Below are 18,287 nucleotides of genomic sequence, written 5' to 3' on the forward strand. Positions count from 1 at the left end.
GTATCGCCACTCGGTACGACAAGACCCCGGACAGCTACCTCGCCGGCCTCCACCTGCGCGCCTCGATGCTCTGGCTCAAGGACCTCACGAGAACCGCCCCTTGATCAGAATTCGATACGCGCCCTAGGCGGCGCCAGCACGTCATGCCGGAGCCGAAGCCGAGTTCCTGCGGCAGATGTTCCCAGGCGATCCCAGTGTGCAAGACGAACAGGATGCCCTGAAAGACCAGACGGTCCGGATGCCGCTTGCGCCCGGGGTGACGAGTCCGCCGCTCGACCCTGGGCAGCAGCGGCTCGACCACCGCCCACAACTCGTCATCGACTTCCCACGGCTTCGGCCGAGCCACCTCGCACCCCCGGATCACCAGTCCTTGAGTGATCCAACCACCTTGAAGATCATTTCGTTAGGGGTTCTTAGGCCGCTGATCATGCTGAACACCGCCGTCGCATCAACCACAGCATTGAGTCTGCCTCGAAGACTGGGAACCGATAAGCCCCCCCAACGAACACCCACCGTGACCTTCTAAACCAGGGCGGTGGTACAGGGGGCGTGCGAAATGGTGCGCGGTTTCTGAACGCGCTTCGGCTCACGTGTAGCGATCCGGGAACAGTGCTTCCGTTTGAGGGAGGCGCGTTGCAACGCTGACCAGGCACGGACAGGGAGGGAATTGTGAAGATCAATTGACCTAGTCCTGGCCTGGCCGCGTCGATGGATCGCGGGCCATTCGGGGTCGTCGGGTGGCTTCAAGCTCCGCCTTCCCGTTGAGCTTGAACGCAAACAGCCCTGATCGCAGGCATGTTCGACGGATCGTTGGGATGGCTTGCAGGTCGCAGAGGTGGTTCATAGGTATCGAGTGAGTAAAGAGGGTTCCGCATCCGGAAGTCTTATTGAATCCTTAAGGTCCACAAACGGGGGGGAATTGTGAAGATCATCGTGCGGATCTGGCATCGGACATGAGGTCCTCAGACCCGCGATCGACGGTGGTGTCTCGAAACCAGTGACTGCTCGGCCCGACGGGGGCCGCGCACAGTCGCTGAGACACACCGGTTCGTGCAGTACCCGACGCCGCGGCTGCCTGCTTCAGGAACAGGCAGCCGCATTTCAGGGGCGCCGTTTTCCCGGCCTGGGCATGTCCGCAGGCCGGCTTAAGGGGAGGAATCACCATGCACATCTGCGTGCTCGGGCAGGGCTATGTCGGCCTGCCGTTAGCCTTCAGTGCGGCCCAAGCCGGACACATCGTGACCGGCTACGAACCCGACCACGAGCGTTGCGGCCGGCTGGCTGCCGGCGTGTCGTACGTCGAGGACATCTCATCCGCCCGCCTTCAGGACGTGCTGCGTTCGGGCGCCTACCGGCCCACCTCGGACCCTGAAGACCTCAAGGGCTTCGACGTCGCCGTCATCACCGTGCCGACACCACTGACCGACAGGGCCCCGGACCTCACCTGCGTGCGAGAGGCCGGGCGCACGCTGGCCGCCCGGCTGGAGCCCGGCGCCACCGTGGTGCTCGAGTCCACCACGCACCCCGGCACCACCCGCGACGTCCTCATACCCCTGCTGGAAGAAGGCTCGGGCCTGATCGCCGGGCGGGACTTCCATGTCGGGTTCAGTCCCGAGCGCATCGATCCGGGCAACGCCGACTGGCGGCTGGAGAACACACCGAAGATCGTTTCCGGTCTCACCGATGCATGCCTGCAGCGTGTGAAGACCTTCTACGACTCGGTCACCGACGTCACCGTGCCGGCCTCCGGACTGGAAGAAGCAGAGCTGGCCAAGGTCTTCGAGAACACCTACCGGCACGTCAACATCGCGCTGGTCAACGAGCTCGCCCGCATGGCTCACACACTCGGCGTGGACGTGTGGCAGACCCTGGAACTGGCCGCCACCAAGCCCTTCGGGTTCACCAGGTTCCAGCCCGGCCCGGGCGTGGGCGGACACTGTCTGCCCATCGACCCCGTCTACCTCAGCCATCACGTCAAGGCACGGCACGGGCAGACCTTCCGGCTCATCGAGCTGGCCCAGGAGATCAACGAGAGCCAGCCCGACTACGTGGTGCGTCGTTTGCAGGACGCGCTCAGCAGCCGCTTGCGTCGCAGCGTGCACGGGGCCCGCATTCTCGCCCTCGGCGCGGCCTACAAGCCGGGCACGGCCGACACCAGGCAGTCGCCCGCTGTCCAGGTCATCGACCGGCTGCGCGCCATGGGTGCCGATGTCGTCGTCGTCGATCCCTACCTGCCCGACGACAGCCGCCGGCACATTCCCTTCGCCGGAGCGGCGAGTGGCGAGAGCGTGGCCGACTTCGATGCCGTCGTCCTGCTCACACCCCACGCCGAGTTCGACCTCGCCCAGCTCGCCGACGAGGCCGCATACGTCCTCGACACCCGAGGCGTCATGGCCCCTGCACCGCACGTCGAGCGGCTCTGACGCACGCAAGCACAGCAGCTCGAGGCAGTGGAACTGACCAGTGAGACGGTGCCCGAGGCGTGCACAGTGCTGGATGCCGCCTGTGACCGTTTGCTGCGTCGGCCGCTTCTCTGATCTCTGAGATCACCACTGCCTCGGGCCCTGTGCTGCCCGGCTGGGCGATGACGTCGGTTCGTCCTCGCCTCTACCACCCTCACCACGACTTTGCTGGAGGTTGTCACATGAATGACTACGGCGGGCAATTGGCCAAGACCGGCCTGGGCGCCATCACCATCGGGGGTGTCACCTACGCCCTGGGCGGCTGGTTGATCGGCATAGCTGCCGCTCTCGTCGTCATCGGGGCCATCACGGTGCGTCTGGGCTTCCGCCGCAGCAAGGACGTCGCCGAGAAGTGACCCCGAACCGGCGGGATGCATCGGTGCTGGCTGCCCACCAGCACCGATCCGGCACCGTCTTCATGGGCATCGTGGTCCTCATCGGTGCCGCGGTCTGGGCCGCGCAGCACGCCCTGGCACTCTCGCAGGTCAAGGACCACACCGGCAGCCGCATGCTCGCCGTCTGGGTCTCCCTGTTCACGCTGCTGATGATCCAGACGTTCCTGTACCACCTCGAGCGCCCGAGGCGGTTGACTCCCCGGGCCGCCCGTCAACTCAAAGAGCTGCACGTCTCGATCTTGGTGCCGGTCTTCAACGAAGACCCCGGCTATCTGCGGCTCGGCCTGCAATCCTTCCTTCACCAGACCCGCCTGCCCGACTCCGTGCACGTCGTGGACGACGGTTCGACCAGCACCGACTACGCCGAACTGCGCGACTGGTGGTGCCTGGAAGCCCACCGGCTCGGGATCGAGACGACCTGGCAGCGCGTACCCAACGGCGGCAAACGCCACGCCCAGGCCAACGGCGTGAGGGTGAGCCCGTACGCCGACATCTACGTCACGGTGGACTCCGACTCCTGCCTGGCACCAAACGCCCTCGAACAGCTGATCACCCCTTTCACCCGCCGCAAGGTACAGGCAGTCGCCGGCATCGTGCTGGCCACCAACAACCGCGGCCCGCAGCGCCCGCAGCTGCGCCGGCCCGATGGTGCCCGGATGCCGTGGCCCTCGCGAGCTACCAAGCTGGCCGGCTGGCGAGGGCAGCAGTGCTTTGCCCGGGTCACGGACCTGTGGCTGGTCACCTCCCAGCTCGTGGACCGCTCAGGACAATCCGCGCTCGGCTCCGTGCTCGTCAACTCCGGCCCCCTGGCGGCCTATCGGGCCGACGTCGTACGCGACAACCTCGAGTCGTACCTCAACGAGACCTTCATGGGCCGGCCCGTCATGCTCTCCGACGACAGCATGCTGACGTTGTACGCAGCGCTGCGCGGGCCCACGGTGCAGCAACCCTCCGCAGTCGTCTTCACCGCGATGCCGGAGAAGTGGTCGCACTTCAGCCGCATGTACCTGCGATGGATGCGCGGCTCCACGATCCGATCGATCTGGCGCATGCGCTACCTGCCGCTCCACCGGCCCGCATACTGGCTGCACCTACTGCGCTGGTTCGAAATGATATTGGGCCAGCTGGTCCTCGCCTGGCTGCTGATCGTCGAACCGCTGCGCTACCACAACGCACCGACGCTGGCCATGCTCGCGATCCCCTTCCTCATCGGCTGGGCACAGGGCCTGCGCTACCTGGGCGTCATCCGCTCAGACGAGCGCATTCGCTCCCGCGCCGTGACCTGGCTGATGACGCCGATCGCGATCCTCATGGGCTGGACCGTGCTGCGCGTCCTGCACTGGTACGGCATGGCCACCTGTGCCAAAACCGGCTGGGGCACACGACAAAACGGCGCCGAAGTCTCCCTGGAACCGAGCAGCGCATGAACGATCCCTTGCCACACTCATTTACGGCCCGCGCATCGGCCCTTGGGGACGGAGGGATGAAAGGAGAGAGGCGGTAACCCGCATGGATCCCAACGCCCAGCGCACCGAGGCGGTCGTCGTGCGCGCCGGGACGTACACGGCACACGTCAGCCTCCCGGCCTGGCACAACGGCGCCGTTACCATCACCGCCCCCACCTCCGTCCTGTGCGAAGTCACCGGACGCACACGTGCGGAACTGCCCGGCGCATCCCTGACCGTTGCCGTGTGCCTGGACGCCGTACTGGACACTGACCTGCACCCCCATGACTGGGCAGGTCCCCGAGCTTTACCGCCGGAGGCGAGCGCGGCGGAACCGCCGCCGTTCTGATGGCCGTTACTACCACTTCAGAGGCAGCGAGTTCACGCATTGTCCGCAGATCAGCCGGACTTGGCATGCATCGCTCCGTTCGTCTGCAGGTGCCGGGGTGCTCCCGGGCGATCGTGCTGTGTGGTCGGCGGGGCGGTGATGCCGCCTGTGGGCGGTTGTCCGGGAGGAAGCCCTGGCAGGGGGCGTGCTCTTCCTGCATGGCCGCGCCGGGCGCTGTGGCAGGCCTCCTGGGGACGTGCCCGTGGCCCGTGCCGGTGCCCGGCTGGTTGTTACTCACTTTCGGGTGTCGGCTGGGTGGTGGGTTGGGGCCGTGGAGCGGCGTTCGTGGCGGTGGCGCGATCTGGAGGGGCGTTAAAGGGTGGATTTGGAATATTGATGGAGCATGCAGGTTACAGTCACGGAATTATGGGTGATCTGTAACATCGCTCGTGTATTGCGCGTGTTTGCCGTGTCGGCGGCGAGGGTGTGGTGCGCGGCCAGCCGGCCGCCACCGCCTTCGCGTAAGCCCTGCTCACGGCCTGTGGCTGCGGCAGGGCTGCGCCCACACCCTGCAGGGGGAGCCTGTGTGCGTTTCCGCTTTCGAGCCCGATGCCGGTAAAACACCGGGCGGGTGTACTGGCCTGCCAGAGGCAACGCGCCGGCGCGGTGAACCCTCGGTCACGGCGCTTGGCCGACGAACGCCGGCCACTGGGACCCGGCGTCGGTGACCGACGAGGCGAAGGGCCCGCAACGGGGTCGCCTCTGGAAGCGTCGGCTCGCCTGCATCGTTTCCTTCTGGCCACCTGGGTTCTTCGCTAGCCGGTCCACTTTTCGGCAGTCGCCGGCCGGCCGGCGCCTACCGCCTTGATGGCGATCGTCAGGAGGACCAGGTGGAAGCGGACTGTCCTTGGTGTCGAGCACTGCAACGGGCCGAAGAGACGGCTGCCGCGCCAGATGGCCAGGACTGGTAGCGAACCACGCACACAGCACACTCGGCCCCGGCGGCGCGAGGCGCGCGAACGGAGCATACGCAGAACGGAGCGAAATCATGCAGACCACCACCGCATCAACCGATCGAGCGTGGGACTATGCCCCAGCGGAGGACTTCCTGCTGGCGCCGCCCAATCCCGCAGAACGCATTGCCTGCCGCATCGATCCTCGCGACCTGCGGCGCCTGAACCTGTACGCAGCTCTGACCGCGGCTGGGATCGCTCCCTGGCCGGGAGACCGGGAAGCGATCGAGAAGCTCAGCGCACTGCCCGACAGCGTGCACGAAGCCCTGCACCACTGGCTCAGCTCCGGCAGGTGACGCGCCGGCCGCCGTCATGGCGGGTCCCGGGGGCCGGATACGGGGCAGGAAGGCCTGGTTCGATGCGCTGCGCGACTGCCCAGATCCGACGCCTGCGTAAGTCCTGCCGACGGCGGAGAACAGACCGTCACCTTTCAGCGCTGGCACTGGCACGACGACGGCGAGCCCTAGAACTTGGAGTACTTCCAACTCCTTCCAGCAGGCGGAGAGTGGCGCGTTCAGGTCCGCAGGACCACCTACTGGGCGCTCGGTCGGGACCGGCTGCGCTGGCCCCCGGCCCGTCCGGGGGCCAGCTCCCCGAGTAATTCAGCAGAGGGAGGGAACAGACCAATGCGGAGCGGAGCTGTTCAGAGTTTCACCGTTATCGGCCTGCGCTCGGACGCGGATAGAAGGAGCGTGCCGCAGCTATCCCGTGGCTCACGCGGGCATGGAGTGGAGTTCGCGTACCAACTGCGGGGTGAGCAGTTCCCCGCAGCGGTCGGCGAGGACGGCCATTTCATAGCCGACCAGGCCGACGTCACAGCCTTCGGAGGCCAGGACGCCGAGGCAGCTGCCGTCGCGGATGCGGCCGACCAGGAGGAAGCCCCCGAGCATTTCGATCATGACGAGCTTCATGCCGCGGAAGCCGTGCGCCGAGGCCGCGTTCTGGGCGAGGCTGGTGATGCCGGAGACGACGGCGGCAAGGTGGTCGGCGCGGTCTCGGCCGAGGGTGTCCGAGGCGGCCATCAGCAGGCCGTCGGAGGAGACGGCGACGGCGTCGGTGGCACCGTCGGCGGTGCGGACGAACTCTGAGATGAGCCAGCCAAAACTCTGGACGGCGGTGGTCACGATGACGCTCCTTGAGTGGCTTGAGTGGTTCGGGCCTCGCCACGGGCGACACCCGCTCGGAAGCCGTTGAGCAGGGCGGAGACAGCGGGTTTGGCGGGCGGAGGCGGGGTGGAGGAGGGGTCCTCGGCGGGGGCGAGCAGGCGACCGGGGAGGGCCAGGAGTGCTGACAGCCCGCCGCCGGTGGTGTCGAAGAGGTGGACCTGGGTGCCCTCGCCGAGGCGTTGGGCGAGCCGGCCGACGACCAGGTGACCGAGGAACCGGGTGGGCGTGGCGAGGAGGGCCTCCTCGCCGGAGTCGCAGAAGCGGGCGTTGGCCCGTTGCTTGTCGGCCTCGGACATGCCGACGCCGTGGTCGACGACGGCAAAGGAGTAGGTGTCGTCCTCGGCGTCGTACCAGCCGTGCACCTGGACCGGTTCGGTCGGCGGCGAGAAGTTCAGCCCGTTCTCGATGAGTTCGGCGAGGAGGTGGGCGACGTCGGCGACGGCGTGCCCGCGCACCCGCACCGGATCCACGGTCGCGATCATCACCCGCCGGTACTGCTCTACCTCGGCGACGGCGGACTGGACGACTTCCAGGGCGCCCACGGGTGCCGCCGTGGGCCGCGGCGGATTCTGCCCGGCCAGGACCAGCAGGCTTTCGGCGTTGCGCCGCATCCGGGTGGCGAGATGGTCGAGCTCGAAGAGCTCACCGAGGGCGTCCGGGTCGAGTTCCTGCCGTTCCAGACGGGTGATCAGGCCGAGCTGCCGCCGCACGAGGTTCTGGTTGCGGCGGCCGAGATTGGCGAACGACTCGGTGGTGTTACGGCGCAGACCGGCCTGCTGGGCGGCCAGGTGGACGGCCGTGCGTTCCACCTCGTGCAGGGAGTTGGCGACCGCGGCGATCTCCGCCGCCCCGCCCAGCAGCCGTTTGTCGGGGTCATCCGGGGCGGACTCCGGCGGGAGGAGCTCCGGATCGTCTGGCGGGGACTGCTGGATCCGGGCGACGGTGGCGGGCAGCCGGTGCGTCGCCACGTCGTGGGCGGCCTCGGCGAGCGTGTGGAGCGGGCGGGTGAGGGAGCGGGAGGCGAAGGCGGCCAGGCCCGCGACGAGCACGGCGATGAGTGTTGCCGCCCCGACATAGGCGACGAGCCCCAGCTCGGCGTTGTGGCTGAGCCGGTCGGCCCGGTGCCGTACGTCGTCGCCAACCGACTGCTGGACGGCGTACAGATCGTCGACGAGTACGGTCATCACGTCCCACCAGGTGCCGGCGTCGGCATGCAGCGCGGAGCCGTCGACGGCGCCTTCCGCCTGGTTCTCGTAGGCGGTGGCGCGTTGGGCGTCCGCGGTTGCGAAGGCCTTGTCCATGGCGGTGCGCTGGGGTGCGGTGGCGACCTGCCGGAAGCGGGCGAGGGCGGCGACGCGCTCGGCACGCACCTCGGTGAAGTCGATGTACGCGTGGCCGTGGAAGGCACCTTCGGCGAATACGCCGTTGAGGAGGCCGCGTTCGAGGGCGACGGACTCCGTGGCGGCGGCCAGTTCCCGCAACGCGGCCAGCCCGTTGGACAGTTGGGCGTCGGCGCGCGTCGCGGTGGCCGCCACCGGGTCGACGGTGTTCAGGGCGCCGATGGCGGTGGTGTAGAAGGTGAGCGTCTTCGCCGGGTCGGCGGTGCCCTTGTCGGCGGCGGCGCGGACGGCGGCAAGGTGCCGCATGTCTCGCTGGACGACGTCCTCGACCGCGCTTTGGCTGCGCAGTGCGCCGAGCGCCGTGTCGACGCGCTTGCGCGTGGCGGCGAGCGGTGGGCGGAACTCCTCCTCGCCGCCCAACAGGCCGTTGGTCAGGCCGCGTTCGCGTTGCAGCTGGTGTACCAGGGCCTGGATGCGCAGGCTGAGGCCGACCTCGGCGCGGGTTGTCCGGGCATCGTCGAGCGCCTCGGCCCGGCCGTGCACGGCGACCCCGGCCACGGCGAGCAGCAGGCAGATGGGAACCGTGATGACCACCGCCACCCGGCCCCGGATGCTGCGCCAGCCGGGCATCGGCCGACGGCCGGCGGTCGTTCGGCCACCGTGGAGGCGCCGTGAACTGCCTTTACCGATCCGGCCGAGTCGGCCGAGCGCCGACCGTACTGGCGTCCACACCCTCATGGCCACGACGCTAGTCCGACCGCCGCCGGGGCCGGTTTCCGACCTGTTAGGCCACGTGGGACATTCAGTTGCGCCGCCCTCACACCGCAGGCCAAGAGGCTGTGACCGCGGATGCAGGACAGGTTGTCGGTGCCATAGGCGGGTGGTGTCCGGCAGCCCGGACGCCGACGGCAGTCCCGACGGACTCGGCCGCACCCAGGCCCTCGCGCTGGTCGGCCTGTACCTGGACACGGCCACGGTCGGCCTCATGCCGTGCCCTCGGTCCTGACGCAGGTCACGCGCTGGCCTCCGGCCCACCGGGGGCCAGCACTCCGGGCAACTCAGCAGAGGGAGGGAACAGACCAATGCCAAGCGGAGCTGTTCAGACTTTCACCGTCATCGGCCTGCGCTCGGACGCCGACATGCGCGAGTTGTTCATCGCCGGAGTAATCCCCGGCTCGGTCTCGGAAGTATTCGCCGTTCTGGAAACCAGCGAAGGGGAATTCACCCGCTGGGCCATGGAATTCGACGCGCCGGACGCCGATGCCGCCGCGGCACACGCATACGTGCGGTGCCGCACCGGCGACGACGTGGAGGAGGACAGTGCCGGGGCGCTGCTGCAAGCCGTCCTCGCCGATGTGTCCGTCACCTCTCGACGGGGCGGTGACGTCTCCGCCGGAGCGGTGTGGATCTGGGTTCTGGCCGGTGCGGACGCGTTCGTGCGGATCTCCGGTACGGGCGACACGGAGAACGAAATCGACTACGCCCCGGCCGAACATCACGGCTGGTACGCGGTCTACGGCTCCGACGCGGCTGACGCTCCGGACCCGGTCGTCCTGCATGACGGGTCCGGCTGCCGCGACTTCCGAGCGGACACGGCCGCCGTCGTGGAGACGATCCGCCGCTTCCTCGCCGTCACCCGCCGCGGCCGTTAGCCCCAGGCGGGCACGGCCCGCCCGATCCTTTCGAAAGGACTGGATCCATGTACCTGGTGACCACTGACACCCAGCTCGGCGCCGTCGTCGTCGCCCCTCAGTGCCCCGACGACCTCACCGACACTGCCCGCGCCGCCATCGAGGACGCGGCCTTCACCTGGCGCCCCGACATCGAAGCCTTCACCCAGCCCGGCCAGGACCGACAGGCGGCCGCCCGCATCGCTCTGCGGATCGTCCAGCTCGGACATGACGTCCTGGCCTGCTGACCCAGCCCAGCACCACCCGGCGGCGGGGGAGTGGCCCCCCGCCGCCGGGACCGACCGAAGACACGACCGAAAGGCACACCAGGTCCAACGCCCTGATCCCCGGCGCATCCGACTACGACGGCATCAGCGAAGACGCCATGCGCTTCAGGCCCGGGGACCAGCACAGCCACGCCGACGCGCTGACCGAACTGTTCGGCGGCCGGGCCGACGTCATCCACACCTACACCCGCGCCCAGGCCATCGCCGACGGAGCCTGGTGGAGGTCCCGGCCGAACTGGCCCGCGAGGCGGGCTTCACGGTCCCGGTCTGCCTGAGCGCCGCTGTCTGGGCGGACTGCGTCGAGTGGAGCGAGGAGGACAGCCGCCGACAGACTCCCCAGGACGAGACCGGCCGCCTGTGGGACGTGTTGACCATGACTCGCTTCGCCATCCGGCGCAGCCGGGGCAGTGGGGAGTGCGTCACGGTCGAGCTGTACCGGATCCCGCGAGGCGGCAGGGCCCGCCAGCCCCGCCGCGTCCGGCTCGCTGCCTGCATCGGGCCGGGCGACAACGCTGAGCCGGTCATGACGATCATGCAGCTGGGCGAGGACTGACGCCCCCGGCCGGACGCGGGGCCCGTGTGGTGACCGGACAGTGCGGCTCGAGGCCCCGGGGCGCTTCGTTGCGCCCACGGCCGAGCTTCGGCCGGCGGCCGGGGCACTTTGGCTGCGCGGTCGGGCTGCACTCACCCGGGTCCCGTCAGGGGCCCGACCTGTGCCCCATCCGTAGCCCCCGGCAGGGGGTGCGCCATCGCCGGCCGACGGCCGGCCCCACGTTGGGGAGGGGGCCGCCGTTCGGCGCCGGTTGTGTTCCGGCCAGTTTTGCGGGCTGCTGTGTCTGGGCGTGTGGTCCGTGACAGGGTGACACTCGTTGACTGCTGTTTCGGAAGGGCGAATATGTGACGGCGCCGCTGCGGCTGGCTCGGATGCACCGTGTTCTGATCGGTGTGGTCGTGACCGGTGCCTTGATCATCGCCGGGATCGGCTTCGCCGGCTCGTATGCGGCTGTCCGGGCGCTGGCGTTCAAGAAGGGTTTCGGGAACTTCTCGTATGTGTTCCCGGTGGGCATCGACGCGGGCATCTGTGTCCTGTTGGCCCTGGACCTGCTTCTGACCTGGATCCGTATCCCCTTCCCGCTGCTGCGTCAGACGGCGTGGCTGTTGACGGCGGCGACGATCGCGTTCAACGGCGCGGCCGCCTGGCCGGACCCGCTGGGCGTCGGCATGCACGCGGTGATCCCGGTGCTGTTCGTGGTGGCGGTGGAGGCGGCCCGGCACGCGATCGGGCGGATCGCGGACATCACGGCGGACAAGCACATGGAGGGCGTCCGCCTGACCCGCTGGCTCCTCTCACCGATCCCCACCTTCCTCCTCTGGCGCCGTATGAAGCTGTGGGAGCTGCGTTCCTACGACCAGGTGATCAAGCTGGAGCAGGAACGTCTCGTCTACCAGGCCAGGCTCCGTTCCCGGTTCGGCCGCGCCTGGCGCCGCAGGGCCCCGGTGGAGTCGCTGATGCCGCTCCGCCTGGCCCGCTACGGCGTCCCTCTCGCCGAGACGGCCCCGGCCGGGCTGGCCGCAGCCGGCATCGACGAGCCGCCGGTCCAGTTCAGTGTCGAGCGGAGGCCGGTTCCGGCGCCGCGGCAGAGCCCGGAGCTTGAGGCCGGCCTCGGCCAGGAGAAGGAACGGGCGCAGGCGGGCGACGCCCGGCCGCAGCCGGGGGAGCGGACGCGTATCGCGCACCTGCCCTCGGCGCACGACCTTGGAGATGAGCAGAACGCCCAGCACCTCGCCGGCGCCTTTCAGGACTGGATGACCGCCTTCGGAACCGAGCCCACCAGTGCGCAGTTCGCTCTCTGGCTCCAGGACCGGTACGGCATTGCCACCGCGGCCGGCGGGCCGCTGTCCGACGAGCAACTCGCCCCACTGTTGCGGCTCCTCAAGCAGCGTCATGCGCCCTCAACTGGGAGCGGTACCAGCGGTAGCGAATCCCCGGTCCGTCACGATGGGGACGACGGGTGGGGTGACTACTTCTACAACGCCTGGCTCGCGTACGCGCAGGAGCACGGCGCCTACCCTGATGCCGCTGCCCTCGCCGCATACGTCTACGCACGCGACCGGATCACCGGCGTCAACGGCCGGCCCATCTCGGGCGAAGACCTGGAGGGGTTCGTTGCCGCCTTCTGGCAGCGCGAGTTCGCCGAGACGGGGCCGCCCGCCGACGAGGAAGCCACCGAGCCTGCCGCACAGGTGTCTTCAGACGACCTCCCGAACGAGGAGGAGCTCGAGGGCGTTTCGGCCGGCGCAGGTGCTCAGCCCGCCAAGGAGAGCCGCAGCCGCCAGGTGAGCGCCGCCGTCGAGGAGGTGTCGGGTGAGGACGACCCGATGGGGGAGTCCGCCGCGCTCACCACCGTCGACCGCTATTACCTCGCCTGGACGGAGTACGAGGGCGAGCACGGCGAGGAACCCAGAGCGGAGCAGCTCTCCGCCTACCTCGCATCCAAGAAGGGCATGACCGGCCGTGGCGGAAAGCCGGTCAGCCCGTCCACCCTGCGCCGCTACCTGCTGCCGTTCCGTGTCTACAACGTCTGGGCGCAACACCGCCAGCACAACGAAACCCCGTCGCTCGACGCCATTGCGCAGGAATGCGCATCCCACGGGATCACCGCGCAGCACAACAAGCCCCTCACCACCGCCTACATCGCCGAACAGGCCGTCGACTTCGAGCGGCGCTGGCAGGCACTGACCCGCCACCACGCACAGCAACAGTATTGAAGGCTCCCCTCCCTGAAGGGAGGGGGATTCGTAACCCTCCAGGGCTGAGCGGGGATTTACGGCTCAGGCCGCCACCGGAGCCAGCGGCTCGGGTGGTCTTACGCCCTCGACACCGTCCGGGTTCCAACCTGCCCGGACCAGCATCACGCGGGCGGAGTTCTTGTCCCTGGGGGACACGGCTCCACACGCGGTGCAGGCATACGTTCTCATCGAGAGAGGTAGTGCGTGCTTGGTTCTCGCTCCGCACTTGGCACAGTCCATCGTGGTGTGCGCCGGGTGCACGAGACGGACGTCCCGCCCGTGCTTGCGGCCCATCTCGCACAGGGCACGCTTGGTCGCGGCGATGGCGGCATCGGCCGCCTTGCGGGCCATGGTGGTCTTCGCGAGGAACCTCGGCCTAAAGTCCTCCACCGCAACCCTGTCATGGCCGCGCATCACGGACTTGGCCCACTTGCGGCCGGTGTCCTCACGCTGCCTCGCGATCTTCTTGTGCAGCTTCGCCGCCTGCGCCTGCGCGGCCCGGTAGCCGGCGGATGCGGGCTGTCCCTTCGGACGCCGACGCCGGGCCATCATCCGCTGATACCTCGCCAGCCGCTGCGCGGCCCGCTGGCCGTGCTCGGCATGCGGGAGATCGTAGGCGTCGTCGGTGGTGGTGGCGGTCTCCTTCACACCCCAGTCCACCCCGAGCACGCGCCCCGTGGGGGCGAGCGGTTCGCTCTGCGCGGCAACGACGAAGGACACGTACCAATGTCCGAGCGTGTCTTGGTACACGCGCACACTCGACGGGTCGGCCGGAAGGGGCCGCGACCACACCACCCTCAGCACGATCTGGCCTGCAAGGTGCAGGCGGCCGTCCTTGAGGCGGAAACCGCGCTTGGTGTAGTTGAGGCTGCACCGCGCCTCCCGCTTCTTCTTGAAGCGGGGCATCTGGGCCCGGCGGTGCATCGGCAACCGGTCCTTGATGTCCTTCAGCGCTTTGGCACGGGACTTGGCAAAGTCGCGTATCACCTGCTGCTGCGGCACCGACGCGCCCTCAGCCAGCCATGGCGTCACCCCGCGGGCCTCGGTCAGCATCCTGTCCAACTGCCCCGGACCACAGGTCACCTTCTCGCCGGTCGCCCGGCTCTGCACGTGCGCCTGCTTGGACTTCGCGACGCACTCATTCCAGATCCACCGGCAGCGCGCCCACTCCGCTTCAAGTGCGCGCCGCGCAGCAGCCGACAGGCGCACACGGAAGGTGTACCGGGCATGCCCGGTGTCCTTCGTGGTCGCCTCCGCCGTCATGCATCCGAACCTACCTGAAGGGACTGACACTTGAGAGTTCTTGATCATTATGGGCGACATCACCGCCGTGCGGGGTGGACACCGGGATCGCCCTGCCGGCGACCCGGCTATCCCTGCCCTGGCGGCCGGTGAGGATCTTCAGGTCGACCGCGATCTCGCTGGTCTCCTGGAGCGGCTGGAGGTCGCGGCGCATGCGGGCCTGGTCGGCGATGACGAAGGCGTCCTTCGCGTCGCTCTTGCCGTCGCCCCGGTAGGAGCCGGAGGCGTGGTGCACAGTCCGGCCGGGGATGTAGAACAGCCGCTGGCCGTGGTTGACCAGCAGTGCGATCCACAGCGCGGCACCGCCCGCGTTGAGGTCGACTGCCCAGGTGACGGGAACGCCGTCCGCCAGGTCCAGGACGTCACCGAGCAGCTGCAGCAGTTCGTCCTCGTTGTTCGGCACACGGCGCGAGAGCACCTTCGTGCCGTTCGTGTCGATCACGGTGCAGTGGTGTTCGGCTTTGCCCGCGTCCGTCCCCGCCCACAGTTCGCGCACCGGCCCCTCCTTCGTCGTTCTCCTGCGCTGTCCCAGCAGACGACCTCGCCGTCACGTCCATACGAGCGATCCGGTTCGCGTATCCCAATCAGCAGTCGAGTCGTCGCGGGATGCCGGGCGGCCAATCCTCCTCAGCCACGAACGCGGCAATCACATGACAGCCACACCCGGCATCCCTGGGTGTCCCGATCTTACGAATGACCGCGATCAACCCACGAAGAAAGGTATGGAATCCCATGCACGCCCTGCGCATCGCCCCGGACACCACCGTCACGGAAATCGACCTTTCCGAGCCCGGTGCGCACTCCGCGATCCGGGATCACACTGGAACGACCGGACCGGTGGATCAAGGGCTCTACCACCGGCGGGCCCTGCTGCACATGCATGGCGACGGACGCGGGAGGGGACTCGCGCGGAACATCACCGCATGGGCTCTGGCGAGTACCTGGCGAGGCATCGCGCTGTACCCGATTCACGGGCCGGTCATCGTCACCGGACGCGCCCACGACGGGGGAATGACGGCCCTGGACGACGACCTGGCCCAGCACGCGCAGGCGGTTGCGCAGACCGTATGCGAAACACTGGGGGAGTGGCGCACGCGGCCGTCGCTGTCCGGCGAGGCGGCCCTGAGCGAACTGCTCGCCTACGCGGCTCGGGACGTTGTCCCCGGCCAGTAGAGTGCACTGTGCGCCCTGCGCACCGACGACTAGAGAGCTTTGCGCACCGCCGTGCCGGAGCTATTGAGGAGCTCGTTGATGAGCTGCGTGGTCTCCATCTCGAGCGCGCAGTCCAAATCCCGGTTTATCTGTTGCACGCGGGTGATGATGGTGTGCAGCCCTGAGCGGTTGCCGCGCGCAGCCTCAAGACGCATCCAATCCCGATAAAGGAGCTCTGCCGTGGGGTCGACGTCGAGACCGGTCGCGACGGCCTGGCGGGCGGCGCTGAGGTCGTGGTGGGGGCCTGCGGGGATGCGGTAGGTGGCCACGGTGTGTGCGACGTCGATGACCCGCGTGATCATTTCCTGAGTGTAGGGCTCCGCCCAGGGCAGCGGCCGGCCGCCGAACGGCTTGCCTCGAACCAACGTCAGCGCCTTCTCCAAGTCGGTCAGGCCGGACGGGCCCAGCGGCAGCGCGGGCTCGACGAGCTGGAGGAAACGGGTCCAGTCACAGCGCACACCGGGCGCGAGCCGATATGGGTCCTCGCCCGTTTTGCGGCGCGGTACGTAGAGGTTGCCGGACGAGTCGCCGCCCAGTGAGCTGCGCAGGCCCTGCATCCGTGCGTTGAGGGTGCTCGTCGACCACGGGCTGACGGGATCCATGTCGACACACAGCACATCCGCACTCCGCCCCGGACGGAAGTACAACAAGGCGGCGAGCTGGGCCATCCTGGGGCCGTGGCCGGTGCTGTTCACGCCCGTCACTTCGACCGGTCCCAGGACGCGGATCTCGGGGGCGTGCAGGTCGTGCGCCTCGCTCTCTTCCGCCTCCGACGCTGTGGGCTCCTCGGCTGCGGCCGTCGGGTCGTCGGTCTTCGGGGCCTGTGGCGTGTCGGTGGAGTAGGCGTCGGCCGGGCGTGCTGGGGCCGAAGGCGCGGCAGATGCGGCCGTTTCGGTGCCTGGGCCGGCTTCGTCGTCGAGGCGAGCCGACGATGGGGCGGGGGAGAGAAGACGGAGCCCGGACGGGTTGGTGCTGGCGGCGAGCAGGGCCGGGAAGGCTTCGCTGCTCACCTCCGTTGCCGCCGGTGACGGGATCGAGGTGGCGGTGGGCGTGATGGACTCCTGCGGCGATGCCTGCGCGTGTTGCTGCATGCCCTCCAGCTCGTCCGGGACGTCCTGCCACGGGCCTTCGGGTGGGTGGGACGGCTGCCCGGACACTTTCAACGCGGTGGTGATCTGGAGGTAGGCGGCGTGTTCGAGGCGTTGCACGGTGATGTGGGTGCCGGTGTGGTCGAGGTGTTGCGGGTCGCTGAGGGAGGCGTTGAGGATTTCCGCCTGTCCAGGAGCGGTGTTTCTGATCAGCATCTGGTGGTTCTACCTGGGCTTATCAGTTTGCTGTGTCAGGTGTGGTCAGGTGGCGCCGGCGTTTCTGCTGGGGCTGGCGTGTGGGTAGTGGTCTTGCTGCGTGGGGTCTGGGCTGCGGGTTTGTCAGATAGCGGACTGGGTGATCAGGTCGTGTCTACTTGCGGTGACCGGTGATCAGGCTGACTGGTTGTTGGTATGGGGCGCGGCCCTACGTCTGCTGGGTGGTGATGCGGCAGGCGGGGCATGCTTTGGGGCTTCGGGGGCCGTAGCGGTGGATGGGGGCGGCACACAGCATGCAGGGCCCGATCTCCCAGGGCGGGCACTTCAGTTCTGCGCCGATGACGAGACGCTCGCGGGGGGACAGGCGTAGAGCGATGGGTCTGGTGGGTTGAAGCAGGGTGTCGTCGGGTGCGTGGTCGAAGGTGTGCAGGCCGGTGGCGGAGGAGGTCTCGCGTCGCGGGCGTGGGCTGCTGGTGTGGGGGCCCTCTTCGCCGTAGCGGCAGGAGCTGTCGAGTTCTTGTTCGGTGTAAGTGACGGGTTCGTCGTCGGCTGGGCCGGCCTCGGGCGGGGTGTTGGTTTCGCCGGTGATCTCGTGCCAGCGCTTAACGTCGCGGGCCAGGGCCCACAGGTAGGAGGTGCGGTGTGGGTCGTGGCGGTTGCGGGAGCGTACGGGCAGGTGCTCGCCGTCTGCGCTGGTGACGATGAGTTCGTCGAGCGGGGTGGCGCGTTCCTGGGGGATGCACAGGGCGGGCAGGAACCAGCCGCTGTGCCACTTGCCGCAGGCGTTGCCGCTTTCGGGACAGGTCCGTTCGGCGGTGGGGGTGCACTTCCAGATCTGCAGGTGGCGGACGCCACCGCGGATGATCAGGGCGAGCGGGGAGATGATGCGCTGCCAGGGCACGTCGTCGACGCGGGTCCAGGGGGCGCGGTCTATCAGGGCGGAGGTGGCGTCTGCGGTTACCCACAGAGGCGCGATGTTGCGCTCGCGGGCTTTTGCGGATCTCCGGCGCACGGTGCTGGCGGTGATGGGGGAGTACTGGGCCTCCCATCCCACGCGTGTGCTGGCGCCGGTCACCAGCACGTCGGTGATGACCCGTCCGTCCTCGGACCGCGCTTCGGTCTGCACGTGAAGTCCGTGCCGTGATGCGGTGCGGGCGATCCGCTCTTTCATCGCCTTGTGCTTGTCGCTCTCCTGCGGTGTGGCGACGTGGGTGAGCGGCAGGTGCGCCGCTACCCACATGACCTTGCCGCCACGGCGCTGGCGCCGGACGAACATCCACGGCGTCTTGCCGTCGAGCGCGCACTGGCACTGCCCGCCCTCGTAGTCCGTCAGGCACTGCAGCAGGTCCCGGGGTCGTTGACCGACGGGCTGGGTGATCTCCTCCAGCAGTCCCTCGTAGTCCGGGTTGTCGAGGTCTTCGTGTGTCAGGTTGATCTTTATGCCGTACCTGGTGTGAAACACCCCGTTGGCCATGTAATTGACGGTAAGTGGCTGTGGGGGGCGTGGAAAGAGTGCCGATGTCATGCACCGCGGACGTGCTGGAGCCTCGGTCTCAGTCTGTGATGCGTATGG

General features: G+C 68.5%; 16 protein-coding genes and 2 pseudogenes. 11 read left to right on the forward strand and 7 right to left on the reverse strand.

The features are described 5' to 3' along the window. Positions 1 to 58: 58 nt before the first annotated feature. A pseudogene (locus tag SRB17_RS43425) lies at positions 59 to 346 on the reverse strand (transposase); the annotation flags it as partial. 817 nt (positions 347 to 1,163) lie between these two features. Here SRB17_RS43425 and SRB17_RS43430 point away from each other — a divergent pair. From SRB17_RS43430 to SRB17_RS43450, 5 genes are all read left to right on the forward strand, one after another. Beyond that, the gene (locus SRB17_RS43430; protein ID WP_153547497.1) at positions 1,164 to 2,423 is read left to right on the forward strand and encodes a nucleotide sugar dehydrogenase; all 1,260 of its coding nucleotides are present in this window, start codon (positions 1,164 to 1,166) and stop codon (positions 2,421 to 2,423) included. A 221-nt stretch (positions 2,424 to 2,644) separates the two neighbouring features. After that, entirely contained in the window at positions 2,645 to 2,818 is a 174-nt protein-coding gene (locus tag SRB17_RS43435; RefSeq protein WP_153547499.1) for a hypothetical protein, read from the forward strand. Beyond that, positions 2,815 to 4,284 carry a glycosyltransferase family 2 protein gene (locus SRB17_RS43440; RefSeq protein ID WP_323377566.1) on the forward strand — a complete coding sequence of 490 codons (1,470 nt, stop codon included), beginning with the start codon at positions 2,815 to 2,817 and terminating at the stop codon, positions 4,282 to 4,284. The genes SRB17_RS43435 and SRB17_RS43440 overlap by 4 nt, the downstream gene beginning before the upstream one ends. Before the next feature lie 82 nt (positions 4,285 to 4,366). Then, positions 4,367 to 4,651, forward strand: a complete 285-nt coding sequence (locus tag SRB17_RS43445; protein ID WP_153547501.1) for a hypothetical protein — start codon at positions 4,367 to 4,369, stop codon at positions 4,649 to 4,651. A 1,027-nt stretch (positions 4,652 to 5,678) separates the two neighbouring features. Beyond that, the gene (locus SRB17_RS43450; RefSeq protein ID WP_153547503.1) at positions 5,679 to 5,939 is read left to right on the forward strand and encodes a hypothetical protein; all 261 of its coding nucleotides are present in this window, start codon (positions 5,679 to 5,681) and stop codon (positions 5,937 to 5,939) included. Positions 5,940 to 6,356: 417 nt separating this feature from the next. On the opposite strand, the gene SRB17_RS43455 is transcribed toward SRB17_RS43450, so the two are convergent. Beyond that, positions 6,357 to 6,767, reverse strand: coding sequence for a roadblock/LC7 domain-containing protein (locus SRB17_RS43455; RefSeq protein WP_323377567.1), 411 nt, complete (start codon positions 6,765 to 6,767; stop codon positions 6,357 to 6,359). Then, a complete protein-coding gene (locus SRB17_RS43460) occupies positions 6,764 to 8,779 on the reverse strand; it encodes a nitrate- and nitrite sensing domain-containing protein (protein WP_228396658.1) in 2,016 nt (671 codons plus the stop codon). The genes SRB17_RS43455 and SRB17_RS43460 overlap by 4 nt, the downstream gene beginning before the upstream one ends. A 250-nt stretch (positions 8,780 to 9,029) precedes the next feature. Here SRB17_RS43460 and SRB17_RS47860 point away from each other — a divergent pair, with 250 nt between their 5' ends. The 5 genes from SRB17_RS47860 to SRB17_RS47270 all read left to right on the forward strand — a co-directional run bounded on the left by SRB17_RS47860 (position 9,030) and on the right by SRB17_RS47270 (position 12,875). Further along, positions 9,030 to 9,155, forward strand: a complete 126-nt coding sequence (locus SRB17_RS47860; RefSeq protein WP_267133510.1) for a hypothetical protein — start codon at positions 9,030 to 9,032, stop codon at positions 9,153 to 9,155. 76 nt (positions 9,156 to 9,231) lie between these two features. Continuing rightward, entirely contained in the window at positions 9,232 to 9,801 is a 570-nt protein-coding gene (locus tag SRB17_RS45785) for a hypothetical protein (protein ID WP_194294350.1), read from the forward strand. A gap of 47 nt (positions 9,802 to 9,848) precedes the next feature. After that, a complete protein-coding gene (locus tag SRB17_RS43470; protein WP_153547507.1) occupies positions 9,849 to 10,067 on the forward strand; it encodes a hypothetical protein in 219 nt (72 codons plus the stop codon). A 256-nt stretch (positions 10,068 to 10,323) separates the two neighbouring features. Next, positions 10,324 to 10,659, forward strand: coding sequence for a DUF6573 family protein (locus SRB17_RS43475; protein ID WP_228396659.1), 336 nt, complete (start codon positions 10,324 to 10,326; stop codon positions 10,657 to 10,659). 371 nt (positions 10,660 to 11,030) lie between these two features. Further along, positions 11,031 to 12,875: a DUF2637 domain-containing protein gene (locus SRB17_RS47270; protein WP_228396660.1), complete on the forward strand. Its 1,845-nt coding sequence runs from the start codon at positions 11,031 to 11,033 to the stop codon at positions 12,873 to 12,875. A gap of 63 nt (positions 12,876 to 12,938) precedes the next feature. Here SRB17_RS47270 and SRB17_RS43485 read toward each other — a convergent pair whose 3' ends face one another. Both SRB17_RS43485 and SRB17_RS43490 read right to left on the reverse strand, forming a co-directional pair. After that, a complete protein-coding gene (locus SRB17_RS43485; RefSeq protein ID WP_153547509.1) occupies positions 12,939 to 14,159 on the reverse strand; it encodes an RNA-guided endonuclease InsQ/TnpB family protein in 1,221 nt (406 codons plus the stop codon). 91 nt (positions 14,160 to 14,250) lie between these two features. Beyond that, positions 14,251 to 14,694: pseudogene (locus SRB17_RS43490) on the reverse strand (IS110 family transposase); the annotation flags it as partial. 197 nt (positions 14,695 to 14,891) lie between these two features. Here SRB17_RS43490 and SRB17_RS43495 point away from each other — a divergent pair. After that, entirely contained in the window at positions 14,892 to 15,371 is a 480-nt protein-coding gene (locus SRB17_RS43495; protein WP_153547513.1) for a hypothetical protein, read from the forward strand. 29 nt (positions 15,372 to 15,400) lie between these two features. Here SRB17_RS43495 and SRB17_RS43500 read toward each other — a convergent pair whose 3' ends face one another. Together SRB17_RS43500 and SRB17_RS43505 are read right to left on the reverse strand one after the other, a co-directional pair. Continuing rightward, positions 15,401 to 16,714, reverse strand: coding sequence for a bacterial transcriptional activator domain-containing protein (locus tag SRB17_RS43500; RefSeq protein WP_323377568.1), 1,314 nt, complete (start codon positions 16,712 to 16,714; stop codon positions 15,401 to 15,403). Positions 16,715 to 16,922: 208 nt separating this feature from the next. Then, positions 16,923 to 18,188, reverse strand: coding sequence for a hypothetical protein (locus tag SRB17_RS43505; RefSeq protein ID WP_153547515.1), 1,266 nt, complete (start codon positions 18,186 to 18,188; stop codon positions 16,923 to 16,925). Between the last annotated feature and the right edge of the window lie 99 nt (positions 18,189 to 18,287).

Origin of the sequence: Streptomyces sp. RB17 (assembly GCF_009604455.1) — a bacterium.
GTDB lineage: Bacteria > Actinomycetota > Actinomycetes > Streptomycetales > Streptomycetaceae > Streptomyces.

Excerpts from the sequence above, each read along its gene's own strand:
- SRB17_RS43430 (WP_153547497.1), top strand. The coding sequence starts at position 1,164 with ATGCACATCTGCGTGCTCGGGCAGGGCTATGTCGGCCTGCCGTTAGCC.
- SRB17_RS43435 (WP_153547499.1), top strand. The coding sequence starts at position 2,645 with ATGAATGACTACGGCGGGCAATTGGCCAAGACCGGCCTGGGCGCCATC.
- SRB17_RS43445 (WP_153547501.1), top strand. The coding sequence starts at position 4,367 with ATGGATCCCAACGCCCAGCGCACCGAGGCGGTCGTCGTGCGCGCCGGG.
- SRB17_RS43450 (WP_153547503.1), top strand. The coding sequence starts at position 5,679 with ATGCAGACCACCACCGCATCAACCGATCGAGCGTGGGACTATGCCCCA.
- SRB17_RS43460 (WP_228396658.1), bottom strand. The coding sequence starts at position 8,779 with ATGCCCGGCTGGCGCAGCATCCGGGGCCGGGTGGCGGTGGTCATCACG.
- SRB17_RS45785 (WP_194294350.1), top strand. The coding sequence starts at position 9,232 with ATGCCAAGCGGAGCTGTTCAGACTTTCACCGTCATCGGCCTGCGCTCG.
- SRB17_RS43470 (WP_153547507.1), top strand. The coding sequence starts at position 9,849 with ATGTACCTGGTGACCACTGACACCCAGCTCGGCGCCGTCGTCGTCGCC.
- SRB17_RS47270 (WP_228396660.1), top strand. The coding sequence starts at position 11,031 with ATGCACCGTGTTCTGATCGGTGTGGTCGTGACCGGTGCCTTGATCATC.
- SRB17_RS43485 (WP_153547509.1), bottom strand. The coding sequence starts at position 14,159 with ATGACGGCGGAGGCGACCACGAAGGACACCGGGCATGCCCGGTACACC.
- SRB17_RS43495 (WP_153547513.1), top strand. The coding sequence starts at position 14,892 with ATGACCGCGATCAACCCACGAAGAAAGGTATGGAATCCCATGCACGCC.
- SRB17_RS43500 (WP_323377568.1), bottom strand. The coding sequence starts at position 16,714 with ATGCTGATCAGAAACACCGCTCCTGGACAGGCGGAAATCCTCAACGCC.
- SRB17_RS43505 (WP_153547515.1), bottom strand. The coding sequence starts at position 18,188 with ATGGCCAACGGGGTGTTTCACACCAGGTACGGCATAAAGATCAACCTG.